General features: G+C 67.1%; 11 protein-coding genes. 4 read left to right on the top strand and 7 right to left on the bottom strand.

Annotated features, from left to right (window positions below):
- Positions 1–50: 50 nt before the first annotated feature.
- The 3 genes from CSEG_RS11985 to CSEG_RS11975 form a co-directional block, all read right to left on the bottom strand.
- A complete protein-coding gene (locus tag CSEG_RS11985) occupies positions 51–395 on the bottom strand; it encodes a hypothetical protein (RefSeq protein WP_013079496.1) in 345 nt (114 codons plus the stop codon).
- Positions 396–536: 141 nt separating this feature from the next.
- Positions 537–1466 (bottom strand): nucleoside hydrolase, encoded by a 930-nt coding sequence (locus tag CSEG_RS11980; RefSeq protein ID WP_013079495.1) that lies wholly within the window; start codon positions 1464–1466, stop codon positions 537–539.
- On the bottom strand, positions 1463–2113 hold the full coding sequence (locus CSEG_RS11975; protein WP_013079494.1) for a beta/alpha barrel domain-containing protein: 651 nt from the start codon (positions 2111–2113) through the stop codon (positions 1463–1465). Before CSEG_RS11975 ends, CSEG_RS11980 begins: the two co-directional genes overlap by 4 nt.
- A gap of 80 nt (positions 2114–2193) precedes the next feature.
- Between CSEG_RS11975 and CSEG_RS11970 the strand changes: the two genes are divergently transcribed.
- Positions 2194–3024 carry a carbohydrate kinase family protein gene (locus CSEG_RS11970; protein WP_013079493.1) on the top strand — a complete coding sequence of 277 codons (831 nt, stop codon included), beginning with the start codon at positions 2194–2196 and terminating at the stop codon, positions 3022–3024.
- On the opposite strand, the gene CSEG_RS21590 is transcribed toward CSEG_RS11970, so the two are convergent.
- Both CSEG_RS21590 and CSEG_RS21585 read right to left on the bottom strand, forming a co-directional pair.
- Positions 3002–3793: a nucleoside transporter C-terminal domain-containing protein gene (locus tag CSEG_RS21590; protein WP_157038991.1), complete on the bottom strand. Its 792-nt coding sequence runs from the start codon at positions 3791–3793 to the stop codon at positions 3002–3004. The two genes, CSEG_RS11970 and CSEG_RS21590, sit on opposite strands and share 23 nt — an antisense overlap.
- Positions 3760–4254, bottom strand: a complete 495-nt coding sequence (locus tag CSEG_RS21585; protein WP_053463751.1) for a Na+ dependent nucleoside transporter N-terminal domain-containing protein — start codon at positions 4252–4254, stop codon at positions 3760–3762. Before CSEG_RS21585 ends, CSEG_RS21590 begins: the two co-directional genes overlap by 34 nt.
- 284 nt (positions 4255–4538) lie before the next feature.
- On the opposite strand from CSEG_RS21585, the gene CSEG_RS11960 reads away from it, so the two are divergent.
- The 3 genes from CSEG_RS11960 to CSEG_RS11950 all read left to right on the top strand — a co-directional run bounded on the left by CSEG_RS11960 (position 4539) and on the right by CSEG_RS11950 (position 9116).
- Positions 4539–6905 carry a TonB-dependent receptor gene (locus CSEG_RS11960; RefSeq protein ID WP_227878831.1) on the top strand — a complete coding sequence of 789 codons (2367 nt, stop codon included), beginning with the start codon at positions 4539–4541 and terminating at the stop codon, positions 6903–6905.
- Positions 6906–7035: 130 nt separating this feature from the next.
- Positions 7036–8067 (top strand): LacI family DNA-binding transcriptional regulator, encoded by a 1032-nt coding sequence (locus tag CSEG_RS11955; RefSeq protein WP_013079491.1) that lies wholly within the window; start codon positions 7036–7038, stop codon positions 8065–8067.
- Positions 8064–9116: an esterase-like activity of phytase family protein gene (locus tag CSEG_RS11950; RefSeq protein WP_013079490.1), complete on the top strand. Its 1053-nt coding sequence runs from the start codon at positions 8064–8066 to the stop codon at positions 9114–9116. The genes CSEG_RS11955 and CSEG_RS11950 overlap by 4 nt, the downstream gene beginning before the upstream one ends.
- A gap of 49 nt (positions 9117–9165) precedes the next feature.
- Here CSEG_RS11950 and CSEG_RS11945 read toward each other — a convergent pair whose 3' ends face one another.
- Positions 9166–9621: a chemotaxis protein CheW gene (locus CSEG_RS11945; protein ID WP_013079489.1), complete on the bottom strand. Its 456-nt coding sequence runs from the start codon at positions 9619–9621 to the stop codon at positions 9166–9168.
- Positions 9621–11408: a methyl-accepting chemotaxis protein gene (locus CSEG_RS11940; RefSeq protein WP_013079488.1), complete on the bottom strand. Its 1788-nt coding sequence runs from the start codon at positions 11406–11408 to the stop codon at positions 9621–9623. The genes CSEG_RS11945 and CSEG_RS11940 overlap by 1 nt, the downstream gene beginning before the upstream one ends.
- Positions 11409–11781: the final 373 nt, after the last annotated feature.

The raw sequence follows: 11781 nt of genomic DNA, 5'->3' as shown, positions 1-11781 counted from the left end.
AAGGTTCCTCGCGATGACAGGACGATGGCGCGCGGGATGCGCGCGGGTCCTCAAGCGCGAGGCGGTTGGTCGAGCGGGGCGGGCGAGCGCGAGGCCAGCGCGCGGGCCGGGGCCACGATGTGTTTAGTCGCGGCCGGCGCGAGCGTCGCGACGACGACAGGCGGCGTGTCGAGCAGAGATCCGCCATGGTGGCAGTGGCCGCCTAGGCAACAGACGGCCTTGCAGGGCGCGCTGTCGTGCTCCTGGTCGGCTTGGAGTGTCTGATGGGCGCTGGCCGGGCGCTCGTCGCAGACGCAAGCGGCTGAAGCGACCATTGGGGTGACGACAAGCAGCGCCAGGACACAGGCGGCCAGCAGGCCACCCAGGTTCCGCCACCATGTCCTCGTCTTCGGCATGGTGGTTCTATAGCTTTTGAGAACCACTCTGAGAACGGGTTACATAGTTACAGCCAATGGGCCGGGAGTTGGTCTCCAGCCCGTCGACGGATGGCCGCTCGTGGCGAGCCTGATGTCCGCAAAGGCGCGTCTGCGCCCAGGCTAGTTCGAAACTGCGCTTGTCGAGTGCTTTCGGGGCGTGATCGAGCGCAGGAAGTGCTCCACCAAGCCGGCGCCGTCGGCTTCGACATGGATGCGCACTGGAGGACCGTCGGCGATCGCCAGGGTTTGGCCGTGGCGTTCGCCGCCTTGGCCGACGCCCACGGCGGTTGTCCTGGCGGTGAAGAGCTCTGGGACGGTCAGGCTCACAAGGGCGGCCACGTCGTGCAGCGGGCAGCCGTCAAGCCCTTCGTGCGCGGCGTAGGCGGCGGCGTAGCCGCGTGTGATCGTCTCCACGAAGCCGCCGGCCGTGCGTGCGGCCGAGGTCGACAGCACGCATGATCGGGTGGCGTCCAACGGGACCAAGGTGACGGGCCAGGGCGCTTCGAGCACCGCCGCCGCCGCCTCTGCATCGTTGTGGATATTGGCCTCGGCATAGGGCGTGACGTTTCCCTGCGCGAAGGCGCCGCCCATGATCGTCACGCCGGCGACCAGACTGGCGATATCGGGGGCGTCGCGCAGGGCCAGGGCCAGGTTGGTGAGCGGACCGATCGCCACCAGGGTCACCGCTCCCGGGTTGGCGTGGACAAGCTCGATGATGCGCGCGTGGGCCGCTCCGGCGTCCGGCGCCGGCAAGGAGGGACCCGAGAGGTCGATGTCGCCTAGTCCGTTCTCGCCATGCACATGGACGGGCGAAGCGCCGCGCGGGCCGTTCAACGGCGCTTCGGCGCCGCGATGGACCGGCGCCGACAAGCCAATCGTGTCGCGCAGCCACAGCGCGTTGCGGGTCGTGGTCTCGACGTCGGCGTTACCGAAGACGGTGGTGATCGCCAGCAGCTTCAGGTCGGAGCGGGCGCTCAGATAGAGCAGGGCCAGGGCGTCGTCGACGCCGGGATCGGTGTCGAGGATGACCAGCCTGGGCGGGGCGCTCATCCGTAGACCGCGCGGCAAACCGCCTCGCACTTGGCCAGGTCGAAGGCGCCGTCGGTCCGCACGCGCGACTCCATGTCGATCCAGTAGAGCGCGCCGTCGGGCGCGGCGATGCGGGCCAGGATCTCGGTGACCGTGTCAGGGCCGATGCCGCCCGAATAGCCGCAGAAGGGGCCTTCAGGGGCGGGAGGGGCTGGCCAGCGGTCGGGCTTCACGCCCGTGCCGAACGAGACGTCGAACAGCCAGTCGACGCCCGCCTCGCCTGGGAAGTCGCCCTGACATTGCAGCACGGTCCGCGCGCCCAGCCGGCGACCGTAGTCGCGGGCTGCGGCGATCTGCGCCGCGTCGCTGCCTTGGAAGCCGTGATTGACCTGAGCCCGCTGGACGCCGGCCGGGGGCGGCGGCGCGGTCAGCGGATCGGCCACGATCGCCCGCGCCGCGGCGCCGCAGATATGCGCCGCCCAGCGCAGGTCGCGAGCCTCCAGAAGGGCCTCGCGGACCGGGGCGGCGGGGAATAGCGCCTTATCCTCCTGCTCGGGATCGACCAGCACGCCCCACTCGATCGGATAGCGCGCCGAGAGCCGCCGCATTCCCGGCAGCAGATCGAGACGATCGACGCCGGTGAAGGCGATGAAGACAGGCGGCTGCATAAGGTCGTCCGGAAGCAAAATCTCCTTGCAAACTAACAAGTGAAACGTTTCAGTCAAGCGGGCGGCGAGAGGAGTCTGCAATGGCGTCGGTGGTGGTCGCGGGCTTCGCGACGATGGACTATGTGATCCAGGTCGACGGCGTCTTCATGGGGCGCGGGACGCGGCTGATGCGCGAGGCGGCCTGGCCGCGCGCGGGCGGCGCGGCGCTCTACGCCAGCGCGGCCTTGGCCTTGGTGGGGATCGAGGCGGCGCCCTTGACCTGGGTCGGAGACGACGCCGACGGCGACGCCTATCTGGCCGCTTGCCGCGAGGCGGGCGTCCTTTCGGACGGCGTGGCGAGGCTGAACTCGGCGTCGTCCACGCGGTGCCTGCTGATCTACCAGGCCGATGGAAGTTATGGATGCCTGCTGCGGCCGGGCCCCGCGGCGTTGGCTCCCGCGCAGGCGCGCCTCGCCGCCGCCGCGCCTTGGCTGGTGATCGCCGCTGGGCCGCCCGAAATTCTGAGCCGCCTGCTGGACGCGTTCCCGGCCGCGGGCCGACTGGCCTGGATCATCAAGGACGACCCGGCCTGTTTCCCAGCGGACTTGGCGGCGCGCCTAGCGGATCGAGCGGACGTGATCTTCTGCAACGCCGGGGAGCGCGCGGGACTGGAAGCCGGCCGCCAGGGCGCGCGACCCAGCGGTCAGGTCCTGTTCGAGACGCGCGGCGCGGAGGGCGTCCGCGTCGAGGCGGGCGGGGAGACGTTCGACCTTCCGGTCGCGCCTCTGGCCGTCGCGGACGCCACGGGCGCGGGCGACACCTTCGCGGGCGGAGCGCTGGCGGTCCTCGTCGCCGGCGGATCGCCACGCGAGGCCGCGCAGGCCGGCGTCGCGGCGGCCGAAGCCTTGCTCAGGCGCCGATCAGCCCCATGATCGTGGCGGTCATGCAGATGGTGAGGAAGGCCGCCGCCAGAGCCTTGAAGCCCAACTCGACCACTTCGCCGACCTTGTCGGGGGCCATGGCCGACAGGCTGCCGATCAGGATCGCCACGCTGCCGACATTGCCGAAGCTGCCCAAGGCGTAGGTCAGGATCAGAAGGCTCTTGTCGCTGAGCGCCCTCGGCGGAAGGGCCATCATGTCGCTGTAGGCGACGACCTCGTTGGCGGCGACCTTGGTCCCCAGGATCGCGCCGACGGTCTGCAGGTCGGGCAGGGGCGCGCCGGTCAGCCAGACGATCGGGGTCAGCAGCCAGCCCAGGATCGCGCCGAGGGTCATGGGCGCGCCGGCATGAGGCAGGGCGGCCAGACCCATGTTGATCAGGGCGATCAGCCCGACGAAGACGATCAGCAGGCCGGCGATGTTCAGCACCATCTTCACCGCGTCCAGCGTGCCGAACGTCAGGGCCTCCAGACTGCTGCGATAGGGGCTGGCAAGGACGATCGGCTCGTGCGCCGCGCTGGCTTCGCCCGGAATGATCAGGCGGGCCATGCCGATCGCCATCGGGGTGCTGATCAGCGAGGCGATCAGCAGGTGGCTGAAGGCGTTCGGCACCTTGGCCGAGATCAGCGAGCCCAGGACGATCATCATCGAGCCGCCGATCACCGACAGGCCATCGACCATGATGATGAAGATCTCGGCGCGGGTCAGGCGCGGCAGGAACGGCTTGATCAGCAGCGGCGCCTCGACCATCCCCAGGAACACGCAGGCCGAGGTCGAGACGCCGACCGGGCGCTGACGCCGAACAGCTTGCCGAAGGCCCAGGCGGCCGCGCGGACGATCACGATCAGCACCCGCCAGTGCCAGAGCAGGGCCGACAAGGCTCCGACCAGCAGGATGGCGGGCAGGGCCTGGAAGGCGAAGATGAAGGCGGCGCTGGGGTCGGCCATGCTGAACGGGGTCCGTCCGCCGCCCAGATAGCCGAACATGAAGCTGGAGCCGGCCCTGGACGCGGCCTGCAGCGCGTCGACCGCGCGAGTCGCGGCGGCGAAGGCGGCGGTGACGGCGGGAACCTTGGTCAGCAGCAGCGCGAGGCCGACCTGGCAGGCCAGGCCGACGAAGACGGCGCGCCACGGCGGCGCGCGCTTGTTCTCCGACAGCAGCCAGCCCAGGCCTAGGAACGCCACGACGCCCAACAGCGCCCGCGCGGTTTCGTTGTCCGCCATGTGCCCTCCGACCGGTGCGTTGCGATCCTATAGGGTGAAACGTTTCAATGAAATAGTCCCGTGTCGGGCATAAATGCTCCGTCCGGCAGATCCTCAGAGATCCTTCTCGAAGGCCGACCTGCGCGAGAAAAGTTCATATTCTCAAGGATTGACGCCAGAACGAGCAGGCCAAAGGCGGCTTTCGCTCGTGATGAAACTGTCATTGAAATTGGATATGAAACGTTTCACTAATTCGTTCCGACGCCGTTGACGCGGTTCGCCTTGAGGGGGCTTTGAGTATGAGGATGTCCACCCTGCTGGTTTCGAGCGCGCTGAGCCTGATCATGGCCGCGCCCGCCCTGGCCCAGACCCCGGCGTCGGCGGGCGCCGACACCATCGATGAGGTGGTGGTCACCGCCGAGCGCTTCGGCTCGGGTCTGACCCGCGCCACCTTCACGATCGGCGCCGAGGATATCCAGGAGCGCCCGCTGGGCGCGGAGATCACCCAGGCCCTCGTCAAGGTCCCGGGCGTGCAGGTCTCGACCGGCGACGCGCGCGGCGGCAGCTTCTCGTTCGAGATCTACATGCGCGGCCTCAGCGACGAGCAGATCGGCCTGACCCTGGACGGAATCCCGACCGGCGACAGCCGCTTCAACGGCGGCTCGCCGCCGCAGCGCTTCATCGAAAGCAGCAATGTCGGCAAGATCACCGTTTCGCAGAGCGCCGGCGACATCGGCGCGCCGTCCCGCTTCGCCCTGGGCGGCTTCATCGACTTCGTCACCGACGCGCCGCGCAAGGATTTCGGCGCGACGGTTGAGGCGGGCGTCGGCTCGTTCGATTTCCGCCGGATCTATGGCCGCGTCGACAGCGGCGAGATCGCGCCGGGCTTGTCGGGCTACCTGACCTATTCGCACCAGGAAAACGACGTCTGGGCCGGACGCGAGAGCCGCGGTTCGGAACGCGATCACTATGAGCTGAAGGTCGTGAAGGCCTTCGACAATGGCTCGTTCCTGAAGGCCCGGGTCTCGTACAACGACCAGACCGACAACGACTTCAACATCGTCACCAAGGGCGAGTTCGAGGCGTCGCCGCACAGCGACCGAGCCTTGGACGCGATCACCGGAATTCCCGCCAAGGACGTCGATTTCGGCGGCGCGCTGGGCGGCTGGCGCAAGGACTGGCTGACCTACGCCAATAGCCACATGGTGCTGAGCGACGCGCTGAGCCTGGACGTCAATCCCTACTACCAGTCATTGAAGGGTGAGTCGTTTCGCTACCAGGATCGCCAGCGCGTTCTGACCGGTGGCGATCCGCGCGCGGTCACGGGCTACAACGCCAATGGCGGGGCGGTGCGGCCGACCCTGACCACCTTGCGCAACAGCAACCTCCTGGGCGGTCCGGCCGACATGCGCGTCACGCCGCGCGACCGTGAGCGCTACGGCGTCACCGGTGAGCTGAAGGCCCGCTTCGGCGCCCACGCCCTGCGCTTCGGCGGCTGGTGGGAGGGCGGCGACTCCACCGAGAAGCGCAACTTCTATCCGATCCTCAACTCCGCCCAGGGCGTCGCCTACGATCGCTCGAAACTGAACTATGTCGAGTACGAGCGGTCGGCCTCCGTCGAGACGACCATGCTGTACGCCCAGGACGAGATCCGCGCCTTCGACGACCGGCTGAAGGTCGATCTGGGCGTGACCTGGTACAACGTCAAATACGACGCCAAGTCGCCGCTGGAGTACCGGGCCAACGTCAAGTTCTCGCAGCACTCTGACATCAACCCCAAGCTCGGCGCGACCTTCCAGCTGGCCGACGCTTGGGAGCTGTTCGGCGGCTACGCCAAGAACTTCGCGGGCATCCCCGAAGACGCCTTCCTGGGCTCGACGGCGGTGATCAGCCCCAAGGACCTCGACCCCGTGGCCACCGAGAACGTCGATCTGGGCCTGCGCTACGTGAAGCCGAACATGGCCTTCTCGATCCAGGCTTATGACGTGTCGCTGAAGAACAATGTCGGCATCGTGCCCCGCGATCCGACCGCCGCGCTGGACCCAGATGAGGTCGTCCGCGGCAACGTGGCGACCAAGGCGGTCAACATCGCCGGGATCAAGACCAAGGGCGTCGAGCTGACCGGCTACTACGACTTCGGCGCCTTCGATCTCTACGGCTCCTATTCGCGCCAGGACGCCAAGCACGACAATCCGGCCGTAGGCAGCGCGGCGCGCAAGGCGCTGGCCGCCGTGGCGGTGATCGGCGGCGCGGACGTGCGCGACATCCCCAAGAACAGCGCCTTCGCCCAGGTCGGCTGGAAGCCGCTGGAAGGGCTGAAGATCGACGCCAACGTCCGCTATGTCGGCGACCGCGTCGGCGGACACATCGTGGTCCCGACCACCTTCCAGGAGATCGGCGTGGAGACGATCGACGGCTATACCCTGGTGGGGCTGACGGCGACCTATGACCTCAAGCGCGCCAAAGGGGCAGGGGGCGGGCTTCCCGATCTGCGCTTCCAGTTCAACGTCGATAACCTGTTCGACGAGGCGTACATCGGCGCGGTGAGCGGCTCGACCGCCACCCAGCCGGAGTTCGGCTACACCGCCGCGACCCCGAACAACCGCACGCTGGACCGCTACTTCGTCGGCGCGCCGCGCACCTACACCCTGTCGGTGCGCGCGCGGTTCTGACCCGGACGCGGGGCGCCTCCCACCCCTTGCGGCGTCCTTCGCGGGGCGGGTTGTTGCGACCCGCCCCAATCCCGTTCTTGACGCCCGCCCTGAAAGCTTTCACCTCGTGGCCACACCACGGAATCCACGCATGGCCAAATCCGATCCGCCGCCTAACGATCCGTCGTCCAAGTCCGCGTTGGGGCGGCGGGCGACCCTGAAAGAGGTGGCCAAGGCGGCCGGGGTTTCCCTGGCCAGCGCCTCCTACGCGATCAACGGCGCGGGCTCGGTCGGCGAGACCACCCGCGAGCATGTCCTGAAGGTCGCCGCCGAGCTGGGCTATCGGCCAAATCAGAGCGCCAAGGCGATGAAGACGGGCAAGACCGGCGCGATAGGGCTGATCCTGCCCGACCTGACCAATCCCTTCTTCCCAAGCCTGGCGCAGGGCGTGATCCAGGCCGCGCGGGCGCACGGCTACAGCGTGTTCCTGACCGATACCGAAGGTTCCGACGAGGCCGAGCAGCGGGCGGTGAACCTGCTGATCGACCACGGCGTGGACGGGGTGATCTGGTTCCCGATCGCCGACGATGGTCCCGTGGGCAAGCTGATCGAGGGCGTGCCCACCGTGGTGCTGGACCGCAACCTGCCCGGCTACGACGTGATCCAGGCCGACTACGCCGAGGGCGGGCGTCTGGCCGCCGAACACCTGATCGCCGCTGGGCACGTCAATATCGGGGTCATTTCGGGACCTCACGCCGCCTCCAGCGCCCGCCAGCGCGCCGAGGGCGCGATCGCCGTCGTCCGGGAGCGCGCCAACCTCGTCTGGCATGTCCACAACGCCTTCTCGCTGGATCTTGAACCCTCGGTCGCCAGAGCCTTGGAAAGCCGCGAGGCGACGGCGGTGATCGCGGGCGCGGACCTGATCACCATCGGCGCCATGCGCCATATCGGCGCCCTGGGTCTTTCCGTCCCCGGCGATGTCTCGGTGATCGGCTTCGACGACATCCCTTGGGCCCAACTGCATACGCCGCCCTTGACCACGATCGACATGCCGGTCGAGGACATGGCGTCCGCCGCCGTCGAGACCCTGGTCCGTCGCATGGGCGCGCCAGGCGAGCCGCGTCGCCGGATCGTGTTCAATGTCGAGTTGATCGAGCGCGCTTCGGTCCGCGTCCTGAAATGAACCTTGGCGCCGTCCTTGGCCTCGCGCTGGCGCTCAAGCTGATCGGAACGATTGATCTTCCCAATGGCCTGAACGTCGACGGCGCGCCGTTCGGCGGCGTTTCGGGCGCCGACTACGACCCGCGAACCGGCGATTGGCTGATGATCTCCGACGATCGGTCGGACAAGGCGCCGGCGCGGTTCTTCGTCGGCCGTCTCGACTATGACGCGCGCGCGGTGAGGGGCTTGCGGCTGACGCGACAGGTTCCTCTGCGCCGACCCGATGGCTCGACCTTTCCCGCCACGCAGAGCGCATCCGGCGAGCGCGCGGACGCCGAGGCGCTGCGCATCGATCCTAGGACCGGAGAGCTCGTCTGGAGCAGCGAGGGGGACGAGGCGAGGGGATTTGACCCGTCTCTGCGTCGCATGAATCGCGATGGCCGCTGGGCCGGCGACCTGAGCGCGCCGTCGGCCTTCCGCTTCGATCCGACCAAGGCCTCGGGCGCGCGGCCGAACCTGACCTTCGAGGGCGTGAGCTTTTCCCCAGGCGGCCGGTGGATGTGGCTGGCCATGGAGGCGCCGTTGATCGAGGACGGCGCGGTCAGCACGGTCGCGCGCGGCGGCGTCACTCGGATCTCCCGCTTGGATCGCGCCGGACGCCTCCAGGCTCAGTACGCTTACCGCCTCGACCCGATCCAGGCCGCGCCCGCCCGGCGAGGCGACAATGGCGTCAGCGATATCCTGGCGCTCGATGCGCGCCGGCTTCTGGTGCTCGAGCGCTCTGGCGTCGAGGTCGCCGAAGGACGCTTCGCCTATCACTGCAGGCTCTATCTGGTCGACGTCGCCACGGGGGAGAATGTCGTCGGGCGTCGCGATCTGGTCGAGGAACCGGTTCGGGTCTTGGCCAAGCGGCTGATCGTCAACTTCGACCGGCTGCCCGGCGGCGCGGCGAATTTCGAGGCGATGGCCTGGGGACCGTTCATCGGCGGCAAGCGAACGCTGGCGCTCTTCGCCGACGACAACTTCGCCGCGGAGGAGCCGCGGCGGATCGTTGTTTTAATCGCCCGCTAGGCGCGCCTAGCAGGCCCTTGTTGTCTCGGCTGGCCGCAACACAGGCCTGCTAAGCCGCCAGCGCCACGCCGCCAGGCATCAACGCGCTCACCACCAGGCGGCTGAGCATCCGCCCCTCAAGCGGGATGATCGCGTCGATGAACATATCGACGGTCGCGTCCATGGCCGGTGGGGATTGCAGACGCTCGGCGTCGACCATGAAGGTCTCCTGAACCGCGTCGACCAGCAGGCCGACCATCTGGTCGTGGAGTTGGACGACGACGATGACGTTTCGCGACGAAGGTTCCGTACGGCCAAGGCCCAGGCGGTTTCGCAGATCGAGCACCGCCATCACCACCCCACGCAGATTGATGACGCCGCGGATGTACTCCGGCATCTGGGGCATCGGCATGGCGGGGGTCCACCCGCGAATTTCCCGCACGACACTGATGTCGATGCAAAACTCTTGGCCGCCGATCTCAAAGGAAATCAACTCTAGCTGGCCGGCGGTTGCGGGCTCGGTCATTAGAACTCTTCCCAGTTTTCGGTTTTGAGGGCGGCGTTGGCCGCAGCGCCTGGGCGGGCGCCGGCGAAGGCCTTGATCTTTTGCTGAGCCGCGTGGACGGGCGACCTGGGCGGTGCGGCCGACGGAGCCGCCGCAGCGCTATCGCCGTATTGGAACTTCCCGATCAACTCGGTCAGCGACTGAGTCTCCTCCCGCAGCGAGTGAGCTGCGGCGGTGGCCTGTTCGACCATCGCCGCGTTCTGCTGGGTGACCTGATCCATCTGGTTCACCGCCGCGTTGACTTCGTTGAGCCCGGTGGCCTGCTCGCGCGACGAAGTGGCGATTTCCGAGATAAGGCTGTCGATCTGGGCGACCTTTTCGACGATCTGGCCCAAGGCTTGACCCGTATCGCCCACCAGCTTCACGCCGCGGCCGACCTGGGCGGTGCTGCTGGCGATCAGCGCCTTGATTTCCTTGGCGGCGTCAGCGCTGCGTTGCGCCAACGCGCGCACTTCCTGGGCCACGACCGCGAAACCGCGGCCTGCCTCGCCGGCCCGCGCGGCCTCGACGCCGGCGTTCAGCGCCAGCAGGTTGGTCTGGAAAGCGATTTCGTCGATCACCCCGATGATCTGGGTGATCTGCCCAGAGCTCTGCTCGATCTCGCCCATCGCCGAAACCGCTTCGCGCATCACGGCGCCGGACTGTTCGACTTCGGTTCGCGTGCTGGACGCCGCCGACGAGGCTTGCGTGGCGTTGTCGGCCGCGCGCTTGACGGTGGCGGTGATCTCGTCGAGCGCGGCGGCCGTCTCTTCCAGGCTGGCGGCCTGCTGTTCGGTGCGCTTGGACAGATCATCCGAAGAGCTTCTGATCTCGTCTGTTCCGGCGCGGATGGTCGCGGCCGTGCGCCCGACCAATTGCATTGTGCCCTGAAGGGTCTCCAACGCCCGATTGAAGTCCAAGCGCAGTTTATCGAGTTCCGGGATGAAGGCCCGCTCGATTCGTTGTTCGAGATCGCCCTGCGCCAAGGCCGTCAGAGCCGCACCGATTTCGTTGACCGCCTCGACCCGTTTGGTGACGTCCGTGGCGAACTTGACGACCTTCACGACCTTCCCGCTGTCATCGAGGATCGGATTGTAAGAGCCTTGGATCGTAACGACATGGCCGCCCTTGCCGACACGGGTGAACTCGGCGGCTTGATACTCGCCGCGCACCAGTCTGGCCCAAAAGTCGGCGTAGTCCTGACTGTCGCGATAGTCAGGCTGTGTGAACATGCTGTGCTTGCGCCCCACGACTTCCCCCAGGGTATAGCCCATGGTCTCGAGGAAGTTCTCGTTGGCGTTGACGATGGTGCCGTCCACAGTGAACTCGATCATCGCCTGAGATCGGCTGATCGCGGCGATTTGCGCCGTGTAGTCCATGTTGAGCAGGCGTTCCTTGGCGTTGGCCCACTCGACAACGAAGCCCGTCGTCTTACCGCTCTCGCGCAGGGGCGTGACCAGCAGATCGAAGGCCAGCTTGCCCACGCGGATCGTGGCGCTGTGAGGCTTGGTGAGCTTGGCCAGCATGTCGCGCTGGTGGGAGGGGTTCTTGTGGAACACGTCGATATTGCTGCCGACCAGCTTGGCGACACTGAAGTTCGGTAGTTCCTTGCGAATGTCCGCTTCGCTCTCCTCCAGGAGGGCGCGCACGGCGCTGTTCATATAGGTGATGTTCAGCTTGGCGTCGGCGACCATGACATTGGCCCGCAGCGCCTCCAGGACTTGAGCCCGGTCGATGGCGTTTCCGGCTTTCGCAAATCTCTTCAGCATCAAATCCGCTCCACCGATCTTTCCTCGCGGCGAAGACCGGTACGCTCGTGCGCGCCAGACCTGTCCATTCCGCAGTGGGTGTTAAGGTGAGCCCGGTCCGTTAAGGGAGGATTTCCGGGGTGAATTTGGGCGTGTGCTGTGGTCTTTTGACGCAGGCGAGAGATGTGAATCGGACTTTTCAAGTCTTTTGAAAGTTATGCGGCCTGTTCCAGTCAATCGACATGAGAGGACGAGGTATATTCGTAAGAACGCGTCGAGTGTGAGCCGTGCGGAAGTTTGACGTCTATAGCGAACGACGTCCTTCTGAATGGGCGAAATCAACACATGACTATTCTCAGCCGGCGGCCGGCAGCCGGCGCGCCAGTTCTGCTCT

Origin of the sequence: Caulobacter segnis ATCC 21756, assembly GCF_000092285.1 — a bacterium.
Lineage (GTDB): Bacteria > Pseudomonadota > Alphaproteobacteria > Caulobacterales > Caulobacteraceae > Caulobacter > Caulobacter segnis.
Note: the sequence above shows the minus strand (reverse complement) of the source record. Positions and strands in the feature narration are given on the sequence as shown.

What these genes read in the sequence shown, in the direction of transcription:
- CSEG_RS11985 (WP_013079496.1), bottom strand. Translation starts at nt 395, where the DNA reads ATGCCGAAGACGAGGACATGGTGGCGGAACCTGGGTGGCCTGCTGGCC.
- CSEG_RS11980 (WP_013079495.1), bottom strand. Translation starts at nt 1,466, where the DNA reads ATGAGCGCCCCGCCCAGGCTGGTCATCCTCGACACCGATCCCGGCGTC.
- CSEG_RS11975 (WP_013079494.1), bottom strand. Translation starts at nt 2,113, where the DNA reads ATGCAGCCGCCTGTCTTCATCGCCTTCACCGGCGTCGATCGTCTCGAT.
- CSEG_RS11970 (WP_013079493.1), top strand. Translation starts at nt 2,194, where the DNA reads ATGGCGTCGGTGGTGGTCGCGGGCTTCGCGACGATGGACTATGTGATC.
- CSEG_RS21585 (WP_053463751.1), bottom strand. Translation starts at nt 4,254, where the DNA reads ATGGCGGACAACGAAACCGCGCGGGCGCTGTTGGGCGTCGTGGCGTTC.
- CSEG_RS11960 (WP_227878831.1), top strand. Translation starts at nt 4,539, where the DNA reads ATGTCCACCCTGCTGGTTTCGAGCGCGCTGAGCCTGATCATGGCCGCG.
- CSEG_RS11955 (WP_013079491.1), top strand. Translation starts at nt 7,036, where the DNA reads ATGGCCAAATCCGATCCGCCGCCTAACGATCCGTCGTCCAAGTCCGCG.
- CSEG_RS11950 (WP_013079490.1), top strand. Translation starts at nt 8,064, where the DNA reads ATGAACCTTGGCGCCGTCCTTGGCCTCGCGCTGGCGCTCAAGCTGATC.
- CSEG_RS11945 (WP_013079489.1), bottom strand. Translation starts at nt 9,621, where the DNA reads ATGACCGAGCCCGCAACCGCCGGCCAGCTAGAGTTGATTTCCTTTGAG.
- CSEG_RS11940 (WP_013079488.1), bottom strand. Translation starts at nt 11,408, where the DNA reads ATGCTGAAGAGATTTGCGAAAGCCGGAAACGCCATCGACCGGGCTCAA.